The 22,451-nt window shown below is 73.8% G+C and carries 19 protein-coding genes; 8 read left to right on the top strand and 11 right to left on the bottom strand.

Annotation, left to right across the window (positions count from 1 at the left end; genetic code table 11):
* Positions 1-17 precede the first annotated feature (17 nt).
* Both ABZ898_RS20175 and ABZ898_RS20170 read left to right on the top strand, forming a co-directional pair.
* Positions 18-398, top strand: coding sequence for an STAS domain-containing protein (locus ABZ898_RS20175; RefSeq protein ID WP_361660367.1), 381 nt, complete (start codon positions 18-20; stop codon positions 396-398).
* A 545-nt stretch (positions 399-943) separates the two neighbouring features.
* Entirely contained in the window at positions 944-1,438 is a 495-nt protein-coding gene (locus ABZ898_RS20170) for an ATP-binding protein (RefSeq protein ID WP_361660538.1), read from the top strand.
* A 264-nt stretch (positions 1,439-1,702) separates the two neighbouring features.
* Here ABZ898_RS20170 and ABZ898_RS20165 read toward each other — a convergent pair whose 3' ends face one another.
* Positions 1,703-2,725, bottom strand: coding sequence for a helix-turn-helix domain-containing protein (locus ABZ898_RS20165; RefSeq protein WP_361660365.1), 1,023 nt, complete (start codon positions 2,723-2,725; stop codon positions 1,703-1,705).
* 71 nt (positions 2,726-2,796) lie between these two features.
* Here ABZ898_RS20165 and ABZ898_RS20160 point away from each other — a divergent pair, with 71 nt between their 5' ends.
* Positions 2,797-4,101, top strand: coding sequence for an MFS transporter (locus tag ABZ898_RS20160; protein ID WP_361660362.1), 1,305 nt, complete (start codon positions 2,797-2,799; stop codon positions 4,099-4,101).
* Here the strand turns inward: ABZ898_RS20160 and ABZ898_RS20155 are convergent.
* The 3 genes from ABZ898_RS20155 to ABZ898_RS20145 all read right to left on the bottom strand — a co-directional run bounded on the left by ABZ898_RS20155 (position 4,098) and on the right by ABZ898_RS20145 (position 6,863).
* On the bottom strand, positions 4,098-5,276 hold the full coding sequence (locus ABZ898_RS20155) for an NAD(P)/FAD-dependent oxidoreductase (RefSeq protein WP_361660360.1): 1,179 nt from the start codon (positions 5,274-5,276) through the stop codon (positions 4,098-4,100). The two genes, ABZ898_RS20160 and ABZ898_RS20155, sit on opposite strands and share 4 nt — an antisense overlap.
* A gap of 138 nt (positions 5,277-5,414) precedes the next feature.
* Complete coding sequence (locus ABZ898_RS20150) at positions 5,415-6,101, bottom strand: pyridoxal 5'-phosphate synthase (RefSeq protein WP_361660357.1); 687 nt, start codon at positions 6,099-6,101, stop codon at positions 5,415-5,417.
* Between the two features lie 114 nt (positions 6,102-6,215).
* Positions 6,216-6,863, bottom strand: a complete 648-nt coding sequence (locus ABZ898_RS20145; RefSeq protein WP_361660355.1) for a TetR family transcriptional regulator — start codon at positions 6,861-6,863, stop codon at positions 6,216-6,218.
* A gap of 112 nt (positions 6,864-6,975) precedes the next feature.
* Between ABZ898_RS20145 and ABZ898_RS20140 the strand changes: the two genes are divergently transcribed.
* Both ABZ898_RS20140 and ABZ898_RS20135 read left to right on the top strand, forming a co-directional pair.
* On the top strand, positions 6,976-7,704 hold the full coding sequence (locus ABZ898_RS20140; protein ID WP_361660352.1) for a VOC family protein: 729 nt from the start codon (positions 6,976-6,978) through the stop codon (positions 7,702-7,704).
* A 193-nt stretch (positions 7,705-7,897) separates the two neighbouring features.
* Positions 7,898-10,246 (top strand): serine/threonine-protein kinase, encoded by a 2,349-nt coding sequence (locus ABZ898_RS20135; protein WP_361660349.1) that lies wholly within the window; start codon positions 7,898-7,900, stop codon positions 10,244-10,246.
* A gap of 135 nt (positions 10,247-10,381) precedes the next feature.
* On the opposite strand, the gene ABZ898_RS20130 is transcribed toward ABZ898_RS20135, so the two are convergent.
* The 6 genes from ABZ898_RS20130 to ABZ898_RS20105 all read right to left on the bottom strand — a co-directional run bounded on the left by ABZ898_RS20130 (position 10,382) and on the right by ABZ898_RS20105 (position 17,188).
* On the bottom strand, positions 10,382-10,573 hold the full coding sequence (locus tag ABZ898_RS20130; RefSeq protein ID WP_361660346.1) for a hypothetical protein: 192 nt from the start codon (positions 10,571-10,573) through the stop codon (positions 10,382-10,384).
* Between the two features lie 225 nt (positions 10,574-10,798).
* The gene (locus tag ABZ898_RS20125; protein WP_361660343.1) at positions 10,799-13,732 is read right to left on the bottom strand and encodes a BTAD domain-containing putative transcriptional regulator; all 2,934 of its coding nucleotides are present in this window, start codon (positions 13,730-13,732) and stop codon (positions 10,799-10,801) included.
* Between the two features lie 128 nt (positions 13,733-13,860).
* Positions 13,861-14,643 carry an ABC transporter permease gene (locus ABZ898_RS20120; protein WP_361660340.1) on the bottom strand — a complete coding sequence of 261 codons (783 nt, stop codon included), beginning with the start codon at positions 14,641-14,643 and terminating at the stop codon, positions 13,861-13,863.
* A complete protein-coding gene (locus ABZ898_RS20115; protein WP_361660337.1) occupies positions 14,640-15,671 on the bottom strand; it encodes an ATP-binding cassette domain-containing protein in 1,032 nt (343 codons plus the stop codon). The genes ABZ898_RS20120 and ABZ898_RS20115 overlap by 4 nt, the downstream gene beginning before the upstream one ends.
* 81 nt (positions 15,672-15,752) lie before the next feature.
* Positions 15,753-16,595: a DUF4097 family beta strand repeat-containing protein gene (locus ABZ898_RS20110; protein WP_361660334.1), complete on the bottom strand. Its 843-nt coding sequence runs from the start codon at positions 16,593-16,595 to the stop codon at positions 15,753-15,755.
* Between the two features lie 83 nt (positions 16,596-16,678).
* The gene (locus ABZ898_RS20105; RefSeq protein ID WP_361660331.1) at positions 16,679-17,188 is read right to left on the bottom strand and encodes a hypothetical protein; all 510 of its coding nucleotides are present in this window, start codon (positions 17,186-17,188) and stop codon (positions 16,679-16,681) included.
* Positions 17,189-17,370: 182 nt separating this feature from the next.
* Between ABZ898_RS20105 and ABZ898_RS20100 the strand changes: the two genes are divergently transcribed.
* Both ABZ898_RS20100 and ABZ898_RS20095 read left to right on the top strand, forming a co-directional pair.
* Positions 17,371-19,956 carry a bifunctional FO biosynthesis protein CofGH gene (locus tag ABZ898_RS20100; RefSeq protein WP_361660328.1) on the top strand — a complete coding sequence of 862 codons (2,586 nt, stop codon included), beginning with the start codon at positions 17,371-17,373 and terminating at the stop codon, positions 19,954-19,956.
* Between the two features lie 61 nt (positions 19,957-20,017).
* Complete coding sequence (locus tag ABZ898_RS20095) at positions 20,018-20,581, top strand: hypothetical protein (protein WP_361660325.1); 564 nt, start codon at positions 20,018-20,020, stop codon at positions 20,579-20,581.
* 9 nt (positions 20,582-20,590) lie between these two features.
* On the opposite strand, the gene ABZ898_RS20090 is transcribed toward ABZ898_RS20095, so the two are convergent.
* Positions 20,591-21,112 (bottom strand): DUF2165 domain-containing protein, encoded by a 522-nt coding sequence (locus tag ABZ898_RS20090; RefSeq protein ID WP_361660535.1) that lies wholly within the window; start codon positions 21,110-21,112, stop codon positions 20,591-20,593.
* A gap of 220 nt (positions 21,113-21,332) precedes the next feature.
* Here ABZ898_RS20090 and ABZ898_RS20085 point away from each other — a divergent pair, with 220 nt between their 5' ends.
* A complete protein-coding gene (locus tag ABZ898_RS20085) occupies positions 21,333-22,448 on the top strand; it encodes an ADP-ribosylglycohydrolase family protein (RefSeq protein ID WP_361660321.1) in 1,116 nt (371 codons plus the stop codon).
* Positions 22,449-22,451 lie beyond the last annotated feature (3 nt).

Genomic DNA, 22,451 nt, shown 5'->3' with positions numbered 1-22,451 from the left:
CCGCCGAGCGGAGGGGTGTGGCCGTGGCTTTCGAAGTGACCGGCACCGAACGGGGCGAATGGGCCGTGCTCCAGGTGGCCGGCGAACTGGACCTGGTGACCTCGCCCGTGCTGCGGCAGCGGGTGCACGACGTGGTCGCCGAGGGCCACCACAGCCTGGTCCTCGACCTCTCCGAGGTCTTCTTCTGCGACTCCAGCGGCGTCGGCGTGCTCATCGCGGCCCGGAGACTGATCCGCTCCTGCCAGGGCAGGCTGCGGCTGATCCTGCCCGACCGGGGCGCGGAGGACGGGTCGCACGTGAACCGCGTCCTCGGCGCGCTCGGCGTCCGGCGCCTCTTCGACGTGCGCCCGGACGTGGCCTCCGCCACCGCCGACGAGGCCGGGTCGCTGTCGGCCTGAGTGGCGCGGACGCCCCGAGTGCCATGATGCGTGGCCATGGATGTCGCGGATCGTGGCGAGAACGTGTCACGCAGCGTGGAGACGACTCCCGTGCCCCGACTGTGACTCGTCACGGCCCGGAGTCGGCCGGCCGCTCCGGTACCTTGTGTGGGATGCGAGTGACCGCGAGCGCGAGCGCCGCCGGTGAGGCCCCTGGGGTGTCGCCGGATCACGAGGTGCGCGCCGCTGCTCGCAGGGTGCCGGGCGCCCCGCGCCCCACCTGTTCGAGTCCCCGGCGAGTGCGTCGCACAGTATGCCGCACGAGTACTCCTTCGCGCGGGAATATGCCCGAAGCGCTTGTTGGGGTGACTGTACGTCAACCATGCTGTCTCGTAAGGGAATCACGTTCCGTAACGCTTGCTCTGGCCGTTGTTCTGGCCATGCAGAGAATGGCTACGATCGTGGCCCTCGTCGTGCGGTTCGTCGCGGTTCGCGCCGCGGCGGCGGGTCGTCGTGCGGTCATGTGTCCGCCGGTTCGGATGGTGTGAGCGGTGCAGGTGCTTCAAGTGCAACTGGAGATCCGGCCCGACCCCGAAGAGGTGGGGCGGGCGAGGAAATGGGCCCGGTCGCGGCTCGCCGGGCTGGGCATAACGGCCGACGAGCCACTGGCCGAGACGTTGATCCTGCTCGTGTCCGAGCTGGTGACCAACGCCGTGGTGCACACCGGCCGTCCGGCCCTGCTGCGGCTGTCGCTGCCCGGCGGCGCCCCGGTCGCGGAGCCCTCGGACGCGGGCCCGGTGGCCTCGGTGACCGTACGCTTGGAGGTGGCCGACGCCAGCTCCCGCGCGCCCGTGCCGCGCTGTGCCGGGCGGGACGCCACCGGCGGCCGGGGGCTCGCCCTCGTCGACTGCCTCGCCGACCGCTGGGGCTGGAGCCCCGAGGGCGCCGGCAAGAGCATCTGGTGCGAGCTGGACCGGTGTGCGCAGCCCGGTGAGGGCGCGACCCCGGCGTACGGGGACCGGCCGGCCGCCTACGAGGATCTTCTCTTCGAGGCGTTCTAGCCGATGCCGCGGCCGTGCGCCGGGTGTGCTCCCGTGCGCGCCCGGCGTGAAGAGGGCATTCGGCATGAATCGCCGTACCTGTGTTGACGGTTGGCGCACGGGTTGCGGAGGCTTGGGGACGGCGATTCCGCCGCGAGGGGACGGCGAGGACGTGCGGGGGCGAGTCCTCGTCGAGTGTGGGTCGCACCGGCCGGCGGTGACGCGGGGGCGCGAGGGGGTGCGCCGTCGGCCGGTCCACAGCAGCGCGCTGACTCGCGCGCGGCCTCACCCGGCTCCGGCGGCTCCGGCGCCCGCGCGGAAGGTCCGGCGGTACGCGCTCGGGGTCACCCCCAGCGCCTGCTGCAGATGCTGGCGCATCGACTGGGCCGTGCCGAACCCCGAGTCCCGCGCCACCTGGTCCACGGAGAGATCCGTCGACTCCAGCAACTGCCGCGCGTGCTCCACGCGTTGCGCGGTGAGCCACTGACCGGGGCTCACCCCGACCTCCTCGCGGAAACGCCGGGTGAAGGTCCGTACCGACATCGCCTCCCGCTCGGCCAGGTCCCGTAGCTGGAGCGGTTCGTGCAGACGGCCGAGCGCCCAGGCGCGGGCGGCCGTGGTGGTGGCCAACTGCGGGTCGGGCACCGGGCGGTGGACGTACTGGGCCTGACCGCCGGCGCGGTGCGGGGGGACGACCGTGCGCCGGGCCACCTCGTTGGCGACCGCGGTGCCGTGGTCGCGGCGCACCATGTGCAGGCACAGGTCGATCCCGGCCGCGACGCCCGCCGAGGTCAGCACGTCCCCGTCGTCGATGAAGAGCACGTCGGCGTCCACCCTGATCCGGGGGAACAGCCGCTGGAACCGGTCGGCGTCGGCCCAGTGGGTCGTGGCGGGGCGGCCGTCGAGCAGACCGGCGGCCGCGAGGACGTACACCCCGACGCAGATGGAGGCCCAGCGGGTGCCGGGGCGGACGAGGGCCAGGGCGGCGGCGAGTTCGGGGGTGAGCCGCCCCTCCTCGAAGACCGGTCCCAGTTCGTAGGACGCCGGGACGATCACCGTGTCCGCCGTCGCCAGGGCCTCAGGGCCGTGCGGCACGTCCACCGCGAAGTCGGCGCTGGTCTCCACCGGGCCCGGCGGCCGCACCGAGCAGGTCACCACCTCGTACAGCGGACGGCCCTCGGGGTCCGCCGGGCGGCCGAAGATGCGGTGGGGGATGCCGAGTTCGAAGGGGATCAGCCCGTCCAGAGCGAGGACGACGACGCGGTGCGGGCGGAATCCGCCGTCCACCGGCGGGATCTCAGCGGTCATGGCCCGATCCTAGCGAACACTGTCCTTCGGGCCACTCGCTGCGCGCGACCGGTGCCGGGACGCTGGAGCGCGTGACTCAGACCCGTCCCGCTCCCGCCCCCGTCCAGGACGCGCCGCGCCGTCGCGTGCACCGCGCCTGGTTCGTCGCCGCCGTCACCTTCGTCACGATCATCGGCGCGGCCGCCTTCCGCTCGCTGCCCGGACTGCTCATCGACCCGCTGCACGCGGAGTTCGGCTGGTCGCGCGGCACCATCGGCGCGGCCGTCTCCGTCAACCTCGCCCTGTACGGGCTCACCGCGCCGTTCGCGGCCGCGCTGATGGACCGTTTCGGCATCCGCCGGGTCGTCGCCGTCGCGCTGACCGTGATCGCGCTCGGTGCCGGGCTGACCGTGTGGATGACGGCGCCCTGGCAGCTCATCCTCTGCTGGGGCCTGCTCGTCGGGCTGGGCTCGGGGTCGATGGCGCTGGCGTTCGCCGCCACCGTCACCGGGCGCTGGTTCACCGAGCGGCGCGGCCTGGTCAGCGGCATCCTGACCGCCGCGTCCGCCTCCGGCCAGCTGATCTTCCTGCCGCTGCTCGCCTGGATCGTGGAGAACCACCACTGGCGCCCGGCCGCCGTCACGGTCGCGCTGGCCGCGCTCGCCGTCGTCCCGTTCGTCTGGCTGTTCCTGCGCGACCACCCGGCCGACGTGGGCCTGAAGCCCTACGGGGCGACGGAGTTCGTGCCCAAGCCGCCCCCGGTGACCGGGGCCGCGCGGCGCGCGCTCACCGTGCTGGGCTCCGCCGTGCGCACGGGCCAGTTCTGGCTGCTGGCGGGCAGCTTCGCCATCTGCGGGGCGTCCACCAACGGCCTGATCCAGACCCACTTCGTGCCCGCCGCCCACGACCACGGCATGCCCGTACGGGCGGCGGCCTCGCTGCTCGCGGTGATCGGCGTGTTCGACGTGCTCGGCACCATCGCCTCCGGCTGGTTCACCGACCGCTTCGACTCCCGGCGGCTGCTCGCCGTGTACTACGCGCTGCGCGGGGTCTCCCTGCTGTTCCTGCCGATGCTTCTCGGGCCGGCCGTACAGGTGCCGATGGTGTTCTTCATCGTCTTCTACGGCCTGGACTGGGTGGCCACCGTGCCGCCCACCCTGGCGCTGTGCCGGGAGCGGTTCGGGGACGACAGCGCGATCGTCTTCGGCTGGGTGCTGGCCTCGCACCAGGTCGGCGCGGCCCTCGTCGCCTGGCTCGGCGGCTTCGCCCGCGACGTCTTCGGCTCCTACGACATGGTCTGGTACGCGTCCGGCTCGCTGTGCGCGGCGGCGGCGCTGATGTCCCTGGTGATCCGGCGCCGCCCCGCGGTGGAGGCCCTAGAGGGCGCCCCTGCCTAGCGCAGGCGCCGGGCGAGTGCCCTGGCGATCTTCTCCGCGTCGATCGCCAGCTCGCGGAACATGCCGCTGATGGGGTTGGTGAAGCCGGTGAAGTACAGGCCGGGGGCGTCTTTCGGGGTGCGGGCGCCGTGGACGGTGGGCCGCCCGCGCTCGTCCAGCACGCCCAGGTGGCCCACCAGGGAGTCCAGGCCCCGGCTGTACCCGGTCGCCGCGATCACCGCGTCCGGCGCGATCCGGGTGCCGTCGGCGAGGACCACCTCGCCGTCCTCGAACCCCTCGACGGCGGCCACGATCTCCACCCTGCCGGTGCGCACGGCGTCGATCAGGCCGACGTCCTGCACGGGGATCGCGCCCTGCCGGACCCTGCTGTACAGCCCGGCCTCCGGACGCGGCAGCCCGTGCTCGGACAGGTCCGGGGTGCTGACGCGGGCCAGCGGCCGGGCCAGCCGGTCCACCAGCCGCACCGGCAGCCGCCGCACCACGATCCCGGTGTACTGGGCCGCCCAGCCGGCCGTGGAGCGGCGCACGATGTGCGGCGCCGTCCGCACCGCGAGCCGCACCCGCGAGGCGCCGCCCGCGACCAGGTCCACGGCGATCTCCGCACCGGTGTTGCCGACCCCGACCACCAGCACGTCCCGCCCGGCGTACGGCTCCGGATTCCGGTAGGCGGAGGCGTGCAGCAGCTCGCCCTCCCAGCCGTCGGAGCCGGGCCACTCCGGCAGGCGCGGGGTGTGGTTGTGGCCGGTGGCGACCACCACCGCGGCGCCGGTCAGTTCGCGGCCGCCGGAGGCGTGCAGCAGCCAGCCCGCGCCGTCCGCGGCCCGCTCCACCCGGAACACCTCGACCCCGGTGACGATCTCCAGCTCATGGTGCTCGGCGTACTTCTCCAGGTACCGGACCACGTCGTCCCGGGCCACCCAGCGCCCGAACCTGCGGGGTATCGCGAGGCCCGGCAGGGCGGAGAGCCGGCGGGTGGTGTGCAGCCGCAGCCGGTCGTAGTGGCGCCGCCAGGACGCGCCCACCCGCTCGCTCCGCTCCAGCACCACCGCCCGCACCCCGCGGGCGCGCAGCGCGTACGCCGCCGCCAGCCCGCCCGGACCCGCCCCGATGACGTAGACGGGGCGGTCCGCGGGGGTCGCGGAGAGGTCGGTGAAAGAGGGACGCGAGTCGGCCATAGCGCGAGCGTATTCATGCACCCGCTTGATGGGTCTCGGTCAAGACCGGAATCGGTTGCGGATTGATCACGGCTGTGGACGTCATGTGGACAGACCCCACCGGAACGCCAATTCCGTACGCGCGCCGGGTACTTGTGCCTAGGGCCACAGCAGCCCCCGTTCCCAGCCGAACTCGGTGCGGCGGTACTCCAGGCGGACGTGGCGGCGGTCGGGGTCGCCCTGAAAGAACTCCACCGAGCGGGGGTGCAGCCGGTACAGCGTCCAGGTGGGGGCCGCGGCCTCCGGGTTGTCGCGGGCCTGCTCCCAGGCCGCCTCGGAGGCCCGGCGCAGGTCCTCCAGCGAGGGGAGGTCCTCGCTCTGGTGGCCGGTCAGGGCCGCCGCCAGGGCGCCGGTGGAGCGGGCGCGCAGGTCGGCCCGGCCCGCCTCGGCCGGGGCCGCCGTCACCGGTCCGCGCACCCGCACCTGGCGGCCGAGCACCGGCCAGTAGAAGGCCAGGGCTGCGTACGGACCGGCGGCCAGGTCGCGGCCCTTGCGGCTGGTGGCGTGGGTGCCGAAGGTCCAGCCGTCGGCGTCGGCGCCGTGCAGCAGCAGGACGCGCACGTCCGGGCGGCCCTCCCCGTCGACCGTCGCCAGCGACATGGCGTGCGGCTCCGGCTGGCCGGCCCGCGCGGCCTCCGCCAGCCAGGTCGTGAACAGGGGCAGCGGGGTCGGGGGAGCGGTGTCCGGGTCGAAGGGGCGCAGGTCGGTGGTGTCCGGGGACCAGACCTTGAGGGAGCGCAGCAGTCCGTCGAGTTCGTCGGGTGTCTCAGGTGCCTCATGTGCCATGGGCCGAGTATCCGCCGCCGCGTGCGCGCCCGGAGACGGCGACAGGCGGTGGCCCACGCTGAGGTGGACCACCGCCTGCCAGACAGGACTTGGGGCCGGTACGGGCGCCGGACGCTACTTCACGGGCTTCTTGCCGGTCACTCCCAGACAGATCAGCAGCGCGAGGTTCGGCTTGATCTCGGCCTGCTTCACACCCCAGGCCGTGAAGCCCTTCTGGTGCGCGGCGACCGAGGCCAGCATGGTGACGAGCGCACCGGCGACCGCCGCCGGGTTCACGTCCTTGTCCACCCGGCCCTTGGCCCGCAGCTCGGTGATGGCCTCGGTGAGGGAACCGTTCACCGCGTTGAGGATCTTCATCCGCAGCTTGTTGAACCGCTTGTCGCCCTCGGCCGCCGCCAGGTCGACCACGCGCAGGATCGCGTCGTGGCGCCGGTAGAAGTCCAGGAAGCCGTCCACCAGGTCCTGCGCGGTCTGCCAGCCGGCCTTGCCGGTCCAGGAACGCCCGGCCAGCAGCTCGGTGAGACCGGCGCTCTCGGCGGCCATCGTGTCGGCGATCTCCAGGACGGCGCCCTCGACGTCCGGGAAGTACTGGTAGAAGGTCGCGGGCGAGGTGCCCGCCTTCCGCGCGACATCGATGACCTTGACATCTCGGTACGGGGAGGAGCTGAGCATCTCGCTGAGGCAGTCGAGCAGCTTCTGGCGGGTCGCCTGCCCACGCCGGCCGGCCACGCGGCCGTCGACGGTACGCACTTGTCCTGTCATGCCGTCAGCTTACCGACGGGGGGCAGGAGCGCGATTCGGCCGACTGCAAATGGGGTGCGGGCAACGTTTCCCTGGTCCTGCGGGGTGCGCGGGTCCCGGTTACTTTGACGACATGGCCGAAAACAGTGCATCGACGTACGGAGAGGGCACCCCCTGCTGGGCGGACGCCCAGCTCCCCGACGTCGAGGCGGGCAAGCGGTTCTACGGCGAGCTGTTCGGGTGGACCTTCGACGGCGAGGACGCCCCCGGCGGCTCCGTCTGGGCCCGGCTGGACGGCGAACCGGTCGCCTCTCTCGCGCCCAAGACGGACGGCCGGATGCCCACGGTGTGGACGGTGTACTTCGCCACCCCCGACGCCCGCGCCCTGGTCCGCCGGATCACCGACGCCGGGGGCCGCCTGATCTCCGGGCCCTTCGCCGTCGCCGACCTCGGCGCGGCCGCCCTGGTCACCGACCCCCAGGGGGCGGTGTTCGGGCTGTGGCAGTCCGACGGCCACCCCGGCTTCGGACGGCGCCACGAAGAGGGCACGTTCGTGTGGACCGAGCTGTACACCCCCGACCCCGCCGCCGCGAACACGTTCTACGGCGACCTCTTCCACGAGGCCCTCTTCGGCCCCGGCGCCGACCCCGGTTTCGGCCGCGCCCTGATCACCGACGTCTTCCCGGCCGAGATGCCCCCGCACTTCCTGGTCCACTTCCGCGTCGGCGACCTCGACACCGCTCTCGCCACCGTGCGGCGGCTCGGGGGCCGGGTCCAGGTGCCGCCCTTCGACGCGTCGTACGGACGAGTGGCGGTCGTCACGGACAATCAAGGGGCCTCTTTCGCGCTGCTGACCCGGTGACGGGACGGAAGTGGAGGCGGTGAAATGACGGGATAGGGCACGAGACACCCCGATTCGCCACCGGGTTCGCAACCGGCCGCCCGGCCAGGAAGAATCGGGGTGCGTGCCGCCATGGCGGTGCGGTGGTGAGACGCTGCACTTCGGTCGCGTCCAAAGGCGGAAGACGCGGCTCGTACGGGGAGGTGGCAGGCAAGTGGTGGATCAGCTTACGCAGCACGATCCGCGGCGGATCGGGCCGTTCGAGGTGCTGGGCCGGCTGGGGGCCGGCGGCATGGGGCTGGTCTATCTGGCGCGCTCGGCTTCGGGGCGGCGGGTGGCCATCAAGACGGTCCGCACGGAGCTGGCGGAGGACCAGCTCTTCCGGGTCCGCTTCACCCGTGAGGTGGAGGCGGCCCGCGCGGTGTCCGGCTTCTACACGGCGGCCGTGGTCGACGCCGACCCGCGCGCGGCGGTGCCCTGGCTGGCCACCGCGTACGTTCCCGCGCCCTCGCTCGAGGAGATAGTGAACGAGTGCGGGCCGCTCCCGGCCCAGGCGGTGCGCTGGCTCGCGGCGGGCGTGGCCGAGGCGCTGCAGTCCATCCACGGCGCGGGACTGGTCCACCGGGACATGAAGCCGTCCAACGTGCTGGTGGTCGAGGACGGCCCCCGCGTCATCGACTTCGGCATCGCCTCCGGGGTGTCCAACACCCGGCTGACGATGACGAACGTCGCGGTGGGCACCCCGGCCTACATGTCGCCCGAGCAGGCCAAGGACTCCCGCAGCGTCACCGGCGCCAGCGACGTGTTCTCGCTCGGCTCCACCCTGGTCTTCGCCGCCACCGGCCACCCGCCGTTCCACGGCGCCAACCCGGTCGAGACGGTGTTCATGCTGCTGCGCGAGGGTCCGGACGTCACCGGTCTGCCCGACGAGCTGCGCCCGCTGATCGAGGCGTGCATGAAGATGGAGGCCGCCGGGAGGCCCTCCCCGGCCGACCTCCAGGCCCAGCTCGCCCCGCATCTGTTCGGCTCCGGCTCCGACGACTCCGGCACCGCATCCGCCTGGCTGCCGGAGAAGGCCGTCGCCCTCATCGAGTCCCGCCGGGGCGGCCGGCCGCCCGCCAAGCCCGCCCCGCTGCCGCCCGGCCCGCGCAGCTCGGGCCGCCCGGCCGTGCCCCCGCCGCCGTCCTACGACCCGGCCGTCCCGTCCCCGGCGCCCGTGCCGTCCGGCGGCCCCGACACCGGGCCCCTCCGGCTGGCCGGGGTCAAGGTGCCCATCGGGCCCGGTCCGCGCGTCGCCGACGCCCGCGCGGCCGCCGTGAAGGCGCCGCCGCCGGAGGCCGGGCTGGTCGCCAACTGGTCCCGGCCGCGCGCCGGCGTCAACGGCGCCGACCCCGCCGTACCCCCGCTGCCGCCGCAGCCGCCGGAGACGGCGGCGGGCTGGCGGCCGTGGCGGTTCCGGATGTCCAACGACGTGTGGGGCACCCCGGCCGTCGCCGGGGACCTCGTCTACGTCACCTCCTTCGAGGTGCACGCGCTGGACGTGGCCACCGGGCGCCGCCGCTTCAAGACGCGGGACGTGGCCTGGTCGATGGCGGTCGCGGACGGCCGTATCCACGCCTCCGACGGCCCCACCCTGTTCGCGCTGGACGCCCGCGAGGGCACCGACCTGTGGCGGCTGAACACCGACGCCTGGGTGTACTCCCTGCACGCCGACCACGGCACGGTCGTCACCGGCACCCGCGGCGGCGGCGTGCAGGCGTGGGAGGCGGCGGCCGGGCAGAAGCTCTGGGAGATCTCCGGCTGCCAGACCGACTTCGAGTCGCCCGAGGCCGGCCCCGCCGTGCACGACGGCACGGTCTACGTCTGGCAGGACGCCCGGCTGCGCGCCCTGGAGGCCCGTACGGGGGACGAGCGCTGGTCGTACCCGATCGGCGACGCCGCCTCCTGCGGCGGGGTGCCGGTGCGGGTCACGCCCGCGCAGGACGGCCACGTCTACGTCAGCGCGGGCAGCCGGGTCCTCGCCATCGAGGTGTCCACCGGCCGGGTGCGCTGGCACTTCGAGGCCCCGGCGGTGTTCCTGTCGCCGCCCGCCTTCGTGCCGGGCCCGGCGGTCACCGGCGGCGGGGTCTACCTCGCCGACTACCTCGGCACCGTCTACGCCCTCGACGCCGCCGACGGGCGCGACCGCTGGCGCATCGCCACCGAGGCCCGTTCCTCGGTGGAACCGGTGCTGGTCGCCGCCGGGCATGTGCACGTCGGCAGCGGCAAGGGGCTGTACACGCTGGACGCGGTCACCGGCACGCCCAAGTGGCGCTTCCAGGCGGGCGGCGACGTGGTGGGCGCCCCCTCGGTCGCCGAGGGCCGCATCCACTTCGGCTCCACCGACCACCTGCTGTACACCCTGAAGGCGGACGACGGCCGGCTGCGCTGGAAGCTCGCCACCGGCGGCGAGATCACCGGCTCACCGGTGGTCAAGGACGGTGTGGTGTACGCGTGCAGCAAGGACCGGTGCGTGTACGCGCTGGACGCGGAGAAGGGCACCGGCACGGCCCGCACGGCCTGAGGCGCCGAGGACGGCACCGAGCGGGAACAGCGGAACGGCCGGGTCCCCCGACCCGGCCGTTCCCTGTTCCCGCGCGGACCGCGGCGGCTCCCCTCCGCCCGCCGCGGTCCACGCCCCCCCGTGTGTTCCCCCGGTCTAGCGCGGGTCGCCGACGGTGATGTGGCTCTCCAGCGTGGTGACGTCGTCCAGCTCGTCCTTGGCCTTCTGCTCGCCGGTGATGTGGCTCTCGTCGGGAGTGGCCACCGGTGCGGCGGCGGCCTCGGCGCCCCCGCCGGTGATGTGGCTCTCCTGCGTGGTGACTTCGTCGGACTTCTTGGCGTCGCTCATCGACGGACTCCGTTGCTCTGAGGTGTGCTGTGGTGGCCGGGCCGCCCGGCCGCTCCCCCGAGGGCTTCCGGACGGACCCGGTCACAGCCGGTCACCGCTGCGGCGACCGACGGCACTGCCGACCCGCCCGCCCCCGAGTCGGCGAATCGGCTGGCAAGAAGACTGCACCGGCACGATAAACGAACGATGAACGCCGGGTCCCGCGGATTTCCGCGGACCGGCGGCTCACCCGGCGGGCGCGGGGGACAGCAACTCCCGTACGTCGGCCGCCTCCGCGGAGCCCAGCCGGTCGAAGACGGCCAGCGCGTCCGTCCAGCAGGCGCGGGCCCGGTCCGACTCGCCCAGGGCCGCGAGGGACTTGCCGAGGACGGTCAGCACGCCCGCGCGGCGCCAGTCGCCGCCCACGTGCAGCAGGACGGACAGGGACTGCTCGGCCAGCGCCGCCGCGGCCGCCGGCCGGTCCGCGAGCCGGAGTCCGGCGAGCCGGAAGAGGGTCATGCCCTCCCACAGCCGCTGCCGGCTGTCCCGGAAGATGGTCAGCGCCTCCGTGAGACGGGCCTCCGCCTCCTCGGTGCGCCCCGACTCGGCCAGCGCCAGCCCGAGCGCGTAACTCCCGTTCGCCAGGCGGACGGTGAGGCCCAGGTGCCGGTAGACGGCGACACCCTCCCCGGCCAGCTCCACCGCGCTGTCCACCCGGCCCATCGACAGGTGCACCCGCGACAGGTTGCACAGCGCGCTCGCCTCGCCGGGCAGGTTGCCGTCGGCGCGGTAGGCGGTCAGGGTGCGCTGGAGGTAGGTCTCGGCCTCGGCGTGCCGGCTGCGGTACGCGGCCACGATCCCGCGCTCGCTGGGTGCGTTGCAGTCGATCCACGGGTCCCCGGCCGCCCCGGCCAGCTCCACCGCCCGCTCGGCCTCCGCCTCCGCCTCGTCGAACCGGCCCGCGTTGATGTGCACCTGTGCCAGCGTGGTGCGTGCCCGGCCCTCCACCAGCGCGTCCCCGGCCTTCGCCGCCGCGTCCCGCACGACGGTGGCCGCCGCCCCGAACTGGTGGGCGTTGGCGCCCGATTCGGCGAGGTCCTTGGCGACGAGCAGCAGGTCCACCGCCCGCCGCAGGCTGCCCTCGGCCACCGACTGCCGTACGCAGGCCAGCAGGCAGTCGGCCTCCGCGTACAGCCAGTCCAGCGCGTCCCGGTGCCCGGCGAAGGACAGCCCCTCGTGGTCGTAGGGGTGCAGGTGCTCCACGGTCCGGTCGCCGGGGCGCTCGATGGCGTACACCCGGGCGGCCGTGGCCAGGTAGAAGTCCAGCAGACGGGAGAGTGCGGCCGCCCGCTCGCCGGGCTCGCGCTCGTCCCGCTCGGCGCAGGCACGCGCGTAGAGCCGTACGAGGTCGTGGAAGCGGTAGCGGCCCGGCGCGGCCGACTCCAGCAGCGAGGTGTCGACCAGCGACTCCAGCAGGTCCTCGGTGTCCTCCGGGCCGAGGTCCAGCAGGGCCGCGGCGGCCGCCAGCGACAGATCGGGGCCGTAGGCCAGGCCCAGCAGCCGGAACGCCCGCGCCTGGGCCGGTTCGAGCTGGCCGTAGCCGAGTTCGAAGGTGGCCTTGACCGCGAGGTCGCCGGCCTGCAGCTCGTCCAGCCGGCGCCGCTCGTCCGCCAGCTTGGCCGCGAGCACCGAGGTGGTCCAGGTGCGGCGGGCGGCGAGCCGGGAGGCGGCGATCCTGATGGCCAGCGGCAGGAAGCCGCACGCGGCCACCACGTCCAGCGCGGCCTTCTTCTCGGCCGCGACCCGCTCCTCGCCGACGATCTTCGTGAACAGCGACAGCGCCTCCTCGGGCGACATCACGTCCAGGTCCACCAGATGCGCCCCGGCCAGCCCGACCATGCGCACCCGCGAGGTCACCAGCGCCGCGCACCCCTCGGTGCCGGGCAGCAGCGGTCTGACCTGCGCCGCGTCCTTGGCGTTGTCCAGCAGCACCAGCACCCGGCGCCCGTCCAGCACCGACCGGTACAGCGCCGCCCGGTCCTCCGGCGACTCCGGCACCGCCGAGTCCGCCGTGCCGAGCGCCCGCAGGAACGAGCCGAGCACCGTCTCCGGCTCCGCCGGACGCGGGCCCGCGCCCTGGAGGTCGACGTAGAGCTGGCCGTCGGGGAAGGCGGCCCTGGCCCGGTGGGCCACATGCACCGCGAGGGTGGTCTTGCCGACGCCGCCGATCCCGGCCAGCGCGGAGACCGCCATCACCCGGCCCTCCGCCTCCGAGGCCGAGGCCAGCACGTCGCTCAGCTCCGTCACGAACGCCGACCGGCCGGTGAAGTCCGGGACCGTGGCCGGAAGTTGTGCGGGGCGTACCAGGACCACGGGAGGTTCCCCGGTCCCCGCCGAGGGCTCCGCGAGCGCCGGGTCGGCCCGCAGGATGCGCTGCTGGAGGTCGCTGAGCCCCGGCCGCGGGTCCACGCCCAGCTCCTCGGCCAGCAGCCGCCGGGTGTCCGCGTACACCGCCAGCGCCTCCGCCTGCCGGCCGCCGCGGTACAGCGCCAGCATCAGCAGCTCGCGGAACCGCTCGCGCAGCGGATGCTCGGCCGTCAGCGCGGTCAGCTCCGAGACGGCCTCGGCGTGGCTGCCCTGCTCCAGGTCCATGTCCAGGCGGGACTCCAGGAGCCCGAGCCGCCACTCCTCCAGCCGCACCCGCTGCGTCTCCGCGTACGGGCCGGGGACTCCCGCCAGGGCCTCGCCGTCCCAGAGCGCCAGCGCCCGGTTCAGCGTCTGGCGCGCCTCGCCCGGCTCCCCGGCGCCACGGGCCTTCTCGGCCCGTACGGCCAGTTCCTGGGCCACGGTGAGGTCCAGCGGGGCGTGCGTCCGGACGGCGTATCCGCTGGACTCGCTGACCAGCACCCCCGGTTCCAGCACCTTGCGGAGCCGGGAGGCGTACGTCCGGACAGCCGCGAGCGCTCTGGGGGGCGGTTCGGCCCCCCAGAGCGCGTCGATCAGTTCGGCCGCCGTGGCGGTACGGCCCTCCCGCAGCAGGAGGGCGGCCAGCAGGGCCCGTTGCTGCGGAGAGCCGGTGGGGACCGGCGCTTGACCGCGCCAGGCCCGCACCGGCCCGAGTACCGCGAACCGCAGCATGGCCGAGCCCCGCTGCTCAGGCACCCGCGGCCCACCGTCCATGCGTTCGCCCCCTAGGCAATCCGGCTTCCCGGGCCAGTTTGCCTTCTTCACGGCTGTTGCGTCAGCCGTGCGAGACGCCGATCACAAGGCGGCGCAGGGGACTTCACGGAGTTTTCGCATTCGCCGGCTCAGCGCTTGGTCGTGCTGTTGAACAGCGAGCGCGACCAGACGTAGCCGACCAGGGCGATGCCCGCGCACCAGGCGAGCGAGATCCAGCCGTTGTTCCCGATGGCCGAGCCGGTGAGCAGACCGCGCAGGGTCTCGTTCATCGGCGTGAACGGCTGGTGCTCGGCGAACCAGCGCAGGCCCGGGGCCATCGACCCGGCCGGCACGAACGCGGAGCCGAGGAACGGCAGGAACTGGACCAGCAGCGGCTTGTTGCTGGCGGACTCCACGGTCTTGGAGATCAGACCGAGCGCCACCGACAGCCAGGTCACCGCGAACGCGATGGCGGCGAGGAACCCGGCGGCGGCCAGCCACTCCAGCGGGCTCGCGTCCGGCCGGAAGCCGAGGGCGAGCGCCACCGCCACCACCAGCACGAGGCTCACCATCGTCTGCAGGACGCTGCCGATGACATGCCCGGTCATGAACGACGACCGGGTGATGTTCATGGTCCGGAAGCGGTTGATGATGCCCTCGGTCATGTCCGAACACACCGCGATCGAGGTCGACATGGCGCCGGCCGCCACACCCATGACGATCACGCCGGGGGTCAGGTACTCCAGGTAGGCGCCGCGGCCGCCGCCCATCCCGCTGCCGATCGCGTCGCCGAAGGCGTACACGAACAGCAGCAGCATCAGGATCGGCATCATCGAGCTGCCGAGCGAGACGGCCGGATAGCGGATCGCGTGCTTGATGTTGCGCCGCAGCATCGTCATCGAGTCGTGCACGGCGTAGCCGAGGGTGCTCATCGCTGGTTCTCCTTGACGTGGGTGTCGGCGTCGACGTGGAGGGAGGTGAAGGGGGTGCCGGTGGTGCCCTGGCCGGTCAGCGCGAGGAAGACGTCGTCCAGGTCGGGGGTGTGCACGGAGAAGCCGGCCGCCGAGACCCCGGCGGCGTCGAGCCGGTCGAGCAGGGCGCGCAGCGCGTCCAGACCGCCGTCGCCCGCCACCCGCAGGGCGAGGTTCTCGTCGTCCCGCGCGGAGCCGGGGAAGGCCGCCGCCGCCCGGTCCAGTTCGTCGGGGCCGTTGAACCGCAGCCGCACGTGGGCGCCGGGGATACGGGCCTTCAGCTCGTCGGCGGTGCCCTCGGCGACGATCCGGCCGCCGTCCAGGACGGCGATCCGGTCGGCCAGCTGGTCGGCCTCCTCCAGGTACTGGGTGGTGAGGAAGACGGTGGTGCCGCCCGCGACCAGCGTGCGCACGGTGTCCCACATGGTGCGGCGGCTGCGCGGGTCGAGCCCGGTCGTCGGCTCGTCCAGGAAGATCACCTGGGGGTCGCCGACCAGGGTCATGGCGAGGTCGAGCCGGCGCCGCATGCCGCCGGAGAAGGTGGCGGCCCGCTTGCCCGCCACGTCCGCGATGTCGAATCGCTCCAGCAACTCCCGTGTACGGGCCCGCCCTTCGCGCTTGCCGAGGCGCAGCAGGTCGGCCATGAGGAGGAGGTTCTCCTCGGCGGTGAGCAGGTCGTCCAGCGCGGCGAACTGGCCGGTGACGCCGATCGCCGAGCGCACGCCGTCCGGTGCCGTGGAGATGTCGTGGCCCGCGACGAGCGCCCGGCCGCCGTCGGCGGCGATGAGGGTGGAGAGGATCTGCACGGTGGTGGTCTTGCCGGCGCCGTTGGGGCCCAGCAGGGCGAACACGGTCCCGGCGGGGATGCTCAGGTCGATGCCGTCCAGCACGGTCTTGTCGCCGTAGGACTTGCGCAGTCCGGTGACGGAGACGGCTGCGGGCCGCGACTCGGGCGCTTGCCTGGGCGTGGGCATGACAGACGAAGCCATGGAGCCCTCCTGAGGGCCTAGGTGAGGAAGAGCGAAGGAGAGGGGGAGCGAGAGGGGGGAGAGGGGGCGGAGCGGTCGCGCTCAGGCGCGGGCGCGCAGGACGTCGACGTTGCCCCAGTTGGTCCGGGCGTGGATCTTGACGGTGTCGTCGGTGTGCGCCGGCGCCCCGGACGAGGCGAGCGCGTTGCGCACCTGGCCGTGGCTGGAGCTGACGTCGAGCCAGGCGGCGGTGCCCTCGCGGACGCCGATCTCGATGGAGCCGTTGGCGGTCTCCAGCCGGACCTCGCCGCGCGCGACGTCGGCGACGCGCAGGGGGCCGTTGGACGTGGTGCCGGCGACGGACGCCTCGGCCCGCCCGATGTCGATGCCGCCGTTGGCGCCGCTCACCCGCAGGTCACCGGTGACGGCCTCGACGACGGTCGTGCCGTTGGTGTTCTTCAGGACGGCCGGGCCGTCGATGGTGCCGACCCGGATGGTGCCGCTGCTGCTGCTGATCTCGGCGGCGCCCGCGACCCGGTCCACGGTGACCGAGCCGTGGGCCACGGTCAGCTTCAGCGGGCCGGTGGCGTCGAGGCGTACGTCGCCGGTGGAGGTCTTCACGCGGACCTCGCCCAGGCGGCCCTCGCCGAGCACCTGGGTCCAGGACCCGGTGACCTCGGCGGAGGAGCCGGCCGGCAGGTGCACCGTCACGTCGACCAGGCCGGAGGGGCCGATGAGCAGGCGCTCCCGGGTCCGGACGGTCAGGGCGCCGGAGGCGAAGCCGACGTCGGTCTGTTCGGCGGCCCGGACGTCCTTGTCCCGCTTGGGGTCGCGGGGCGCGACCTCGACCACGGTGTCCGTACGGTCGCTCGCGGCGAACCGGAGGGAACCGGCGCCCACGTGGGCGGTGACCGCGATGGGCTGAGGGGTGTCGAAAGAAGGCATGGCTGTCCCGTCCTCTTGGCTCGTCAGGTCGTCCCCGCAGGTGGGGGACGTGAAGGGGGTGAGAAGTGGAGCGGGCGCGAGTGCTAGCGCACCCAGCCCGTGAAGCTCTGTCCGATCGTGCGGGTCTTCTCCGCCGGACGCGGTCGCGCGCCGCCGTCGACCGCGGCCGAGACGGCCCGCACCAGCCAGGCGTTGACCGACAGGCCCTCGCGGCCCGCCGCCTCCTCGGCGCGCGTCTTGAGGTGCGCCGGGAGGCGGAGGTTGACGCGGGCGGTGCCGCCCTCGTCGCCCTCGGCGGCCGGCTGGGGCGCGACCGGTGCGGCGGCCGCCTCCGCCGGAGCGGCCTCGGCGGCGGGCGCCGAGACCACGAACTCGGGGTCCAGACCGCGCAGTCGCACGTCGACCGAGCCGGGGGCCAGCTCGCGGGTGATCTCGTCCATCGCGGCGGAGAGCACGTGGAGCATGGTCAGGCGGGTCGCCGACTCCAGCGGAGCGGTCAGCCGCTCGGCCAGTTCGCGGGCTTCCTCGCCACCGGCCTCGGCGGCCACCGCGAGTTCACGGCGAAGGGTGTCGACATACGGGGTGAGGTCCATGGCGTTAGCTTGGCACCATTGTGGCGCCATGGCAAGCCTTATTGGCATCACGTGGCACCGAATGGCGCCAAGCGGCGCCACCGGTGGTGTCGCCGGTGGTGCCGCGCGGCACCGGATGGCGTCGCCGTGACCTGCCCGAAAGCGGCCGTAGCCCCAGATCAGGCCGAACGTATGCTCTCTGGATGACGACTTCCGCGACCCCCGGAACCGGCCCCACCGAGAACTCCATGCGTCGCGCCCTCAAACGTGCCCGTGACGGTGTCGCGCTCGACGTGACGGAGGCGGCGGTGCTGCTCCAGGCCCGCGGCGAGGCCCTGGAAGACCTCACCGCCTCCGCCGCACGGGTGCGCGACGCGGGCCTGGAGGCGGCGGGGCGGGCCGGGGTCATCACGTACTCGAAAAGCGTCTTCATCCCGCTGACCCGGCTGTGCCGCGACAAGTGCCACTACTGCACCTTCGTCACCGTCCCCGGCAAGCTGCGCCGCGCGGGCCACGGGATGTTCATGTCGCCCGACGAGGTGCTGGACATCGCCCGCAAGGGTGCCGCGCTCGGCTGCAAGGAAGCCCTCATCACCCTCGGCGACAAGCCCGAGGACCGCTGGCCCGAGGCGCGCGAGTGGCTCGACGCGCACGGCTACGACGACACGATCGCCTACGTACGCGCCATCTCCATCCGCATCCTGGAGGAGACCGGCCTGCTGCCCCACCTCAACCCCGGCGTCATGAGCTGGACCGACTTCCAGCGGCTGAAGCCGGTCGCGCCGAGCATGGGCATGATGCTGGAGACCACCGCCGAGCGCCTCTGGTCCGAGCCCGGCGGCCCGCACCACGGCTCCCCGGACAAGGAACCCGCCGTACGGCTGCGGGTGCTGGAGGACGCCGGCCGCTCCTCCGTGCCCTTCACGTCCGGGCTGCTGATCGGCATCGGGGAGACCTACGAGGAGCGCGCGGAGTCGCTGTTCGCGCTGCGCAAGGTCTCCCGCGCCTACCACGGCATCCAGGAACTGATCATCCAGAACTTCCGCGCCAAGCCGGACACCGCGATGCGCGGCATGCCGGACGCCGAACTGGACGAACTGATCGCCACCGTCGCCGTCGCCCGGCACATCATGGGCCCCGCCGCCTGCCTCCAGGCCCCGCCCAACCTCGTCGACAGCGAGTACGAGCGGCTGATCGGTGCCGGGATCGACGACTGGGGCGGGGTCTCGCCGCTCACCATCGACCACGTCAACCCCGAGCGCCCCTGGCCGCAGATCGAGGAGCTGACCGAGCGGTCCCGCGCGGCGGGCTTCGAGCTGCGCGAACGGCTCTGCGTGTACCCGGAGTTCGTCCGCCGGGGTGAGCCCTGGCTGGACCCCCGGCTGCGCCCGCACGTCGCCGCGCTGGCGGACCCGGAGACCGGCCTCGCCCGGCCCGGCGTACTCCCGAAGGGCTTGCCCTGGCAGGAGCCGGAAGAGGTCTTCACCGCCACCGGCCGCACCGACCTGCACGCCTCCATCGACACCGAGGGCCGCACCTCCGACCGGCGTGACGACTTCGACGAGGTGTACGGCGACTGGGCCGAGCTGCGCGAGGCCGCCGCCCCCGGCATGGCCCCCGAGCGCATCGACACCGACGTCCGCGAGGCCCTGCGCACCGCCGCCGACGATCCGACGAAGCTGACCGACGCCGAGGCGCTCGCGCTGCTGCACGCGGACGGCCCGGCGCTGGACGCGGTGTGCCGGATCGCGGACGACGTGCGCAGGTCGGTGGTGGGGGACGAGGTCACGTACATCGTCACCAGGAACATCAACTTCACCAACGTCTGCTACACCGGCTGCCGTTTCTGCGCCTTCGCCCAGCGGCGCACCGACGCCGACGCCTACACCCTCTCTCTGGACCAGGTCGCCGACCGCGCCCAGCAGGCGTGGGACGTGGGCGCGGTGGAGGTCTGCATGCAGGGCGGCATCCATCCGGACCTGCCCGGCACCGCCTACTTCGACATCGCGCGGGCGGTGAAGGAGCGGGTGCCCGGTATGCACGTGCACGCCTTCTCGCCGATGGAGGTCGTCAACGGGGCCACCCGTACCGGCCTGTCCATCCGGGAGTGGCTGACGGCGGCCAAGGAGGCCGGGCTCGACTCCGTCCCCGGCACGGCGGCCGAGATCCTGGACGACGAGGTGCGCTGGGTGCTGACCAAGGGCAAGCTGCCCACGGCCACCTGGACCGAGGTCATCACCACCGCCCACGAACTGGGCATCCGCTCCTCCTCCACGATGATGTACGGCCACGTCGACCAGCCCCGGCACTGGCTGGGCCACCTGCGCACGCTCGCCGGAATCCAGGAACGGACGGGCGGATTCACGGAGTTCGTGACCCTCCCCTTCATCCACACCAACGCGCCGGTCTACCTCGCGGGCATCGCGCGCCCCGGCCCGACCATGCGCGACAACCGCGCGGTGACGGCGATGGCGAGGCTGTTGCTGCACGGCCTGATCCCCAACATCCAGACCAGCTGGGTCAAGCTCGGCACCGAGGGCGCGGCGGAGATGCTGCGGTCCGGCGCGAACGACCTGGGCGGCACGCTGATGGAGGAGACGATCTCCCGGATGGCGGGCTCGTCGTACGGCTCGTACAAGTCCGTACGCGACCTGGAGGCCGTCGCGGAGGCGGCCGGACGGCCGTCGAAACCCCGGACCACGCTGTACGGCGAGGTGTCCGAGGAGCGGCGGTCGGCGGCCCGTGCCTCCGACGGGCACCTGCCGGAGCTGTTGCCCCTCGTGGACTGAGTACGATGATCCGACCCCGGATCTGAGAAGGGGGCCCCACAGCGGAGGAGATGCGTAACCCGTGGCTGCCCTACTGCCCTCGTGGGCCTGGGTCTCCGGACTGACGGTCGCTGCGACCGCCGCCGTCGTCGCCCTGGCCGTACAGGCCGACCACGGTCCGCGTCCCGCGGCCCCGGCCGCGCACGCGCGCCCCACCGCCTCGGCCTCTCCCACCCCGACCGCCGCCCCGACCCCCTCCGGCCCGCCCGCGGTGCCGGAGGCGTCGGGGATCGGCCGGCGGATCGTCTACTCGGTCCGGACGCACCGGGTGTGGCTGGTGGACGCGACCGGGGAGCCCTCCCGGACGTTCACCGTGTGGCCGGGGACGGTGGAGCCGCAGCCGGGCCGGTACTCGGTCACCGCGCGCACGGCCGCGACCACGGGCTCCGACGGCGTGCAGGTCGAGCACATCGTCTACTTCACGGCCGTGTCCGGCGTGAACATAGGCTTCTCCAACGCCGTCGACGGCTCTTCGCCCCCGCCCGCCGACGGCGCCCGGACCGGCGGCATCCGCCTCCACAAGGAGGACGGAGCCGCGCTGTGGGCCTTCGGCGACCCGGGTGCGAAGGTCTCGGTCGTCGAATAGACCGGGCCGTTACCGTCCGGTGCGGTCCGGCAGGTGGTTGACGATCAGGGCGATCCCGCTGAGCAGGAAAACGCGGGTCGCCGCGTCCACCCCGTTCCACGTCTTGGACTGCCACATGGCGAACCACTCGCCGCCTATCGCGATGAACCCGGCGCCGAACAGCAGGATCAGCATCAGCAGGCCGTAGGTGGAGAACCGGCGCGCGCGGACGGTGTCGCGCCGGGCCCACAGCCAGGTGCCCCACACGAGCACGGCCGCGGCCGCGGTCTCCCACGCGATGACCGCCACGTACGCGGTGTCCTGGAGCGCGGTGCTGGTGATCGCCCGCCACATCAGGTGGTCGTCCTTGAACGTGGTGTCCATCGCCAGCACGTGCCGGACGTACTGCTGGTTCGTCCCGAAGTCGGTGATGTTCCCGAGGGCGACGAGGGCGATGTACAGCGCGAGCACACCGGTGAGCACGGTGGCGGCGAGAGCGAGGCCCGTGCGCGCGGCACGGGTGGAGTCGGCGGGGGCCGCAGAATCGGTCATGGTCATGACCGGGAGTCTTCCCGACCTCCGCCGGACACGAACGGCTTTCGGACGCCGGGCGCGGGCCCGCCCGCGGGCCGGTCCCCGCGCGGTGGAGCGGAAGCGTCCGGACCTGACCGGTATGTGTCCGGTGAAGACCGTTCGGCTCGCCGATCGGAGCGTTCCGGTTCCATTACAGTGCTGACCGTCGTGCGGGCGGACGGTGGCGCGAGGAGGCGGGATGAGTGCGGCGAGCGGCGCCGTCTGGGGTCGTGCCGAACAGCAGGACTTCCGCGGCCGGGTCCGCGGGACCCTGCTCGGCGCCGCGATCGGGGACGCGCTGGGCGCGCCGGTCGACACGCTCGGACTGGATCAGATCCGCGCCGCCCACGGCCCCGCCGGTCTCACCGACCTCGCCCCGGGCCAGGGCAGGCGCGGCACGGTCACCCACCACACCCAGCTCACCCTGTTCACCGTGGACGGCCTGATCCGGGCGCAGGTCCGCCGGGACACCGGCGCCTGGCACCCGCCGACCGACCTGCACCGGGCCTACCTGCGCTGGGCGGCCACCCAGCGGGACTGGGGCCCGGACGAGCGCCGGGAGGAGGACGGCTGGCTCGCCCGCGAGGAGTGGCTGTACGCCCGCCGGGGCCCCACCCGCGCCCTGATGCTGGGGCTCGGCAACGACGTGATGGGCACGCTGGAACGCCCGAAAAACCCCGGCGAGACGGGCCCGGAGGCCGTCGCCCGCTCGGCCCCCTTCGGCCTGCTGGTCGGCTGGGAGCCCCAGCTCGTCGTCCAACTGGCCCTGGAATGCGCCGCGCAGACCCACGGCCATCCCGTCGCGGTCCTCTCGGCGGGCGCGTACGCCGTCGTCGTGCACGCCCTGGCGCGCGGGGAGAGCCTGGACGGCGCCGTGCAGAGCACGCTCGCGCTGCTGGCCGCCCGCCCCGGCCACGAGCCCGTCACCGGCGCCCTGCAGCGCGCCCTGGGCGCCGTACGGCAGGGTCTGCCGAGTCCGGCGCGGGTGGCGGAGCTGGCCGGCGAGGGCACGGCCGACGGCCTGCTGTCCGCCGCCGTGTACTGCGCGCTGGTCGGCGAGGACGTGCGGCACGGGCTGTGCCTGGCCGTGAACCAGGACGGGCCCTCCGCCGCCGCGGGCGCCCTCACCGGCGGCCTCCTCGGCGCCCTGCACGGCGAGACGGCCCTCCCCCCGGCCTGGCTGCCGGAGCTGGAGGGCCGCCCCACGATCCTCGAACTCGCCGACGACTTCGCCATGGAGATGACCCAGGGCCCCGCCCTGCACGGCCCCGCGGGCTCCGCGCCGGGCTGGCTCGCCCGCTATCCCCGCGCCTGACGC

Source organism: Streptomyces sp. NPDC046860 (assembly GCF_040645115.1).
Taxonomy (GTDB): Bacteria; Actinomycetota; Actinomycetes; order Streptomycetales; family Streptomycetaceae; genus Streptomyces.
The sequence above is the reverse complement of the archived record's forward strand: the minus strand, read 5'-3'. Positions and strand labels throughout refer to the sequence as shown.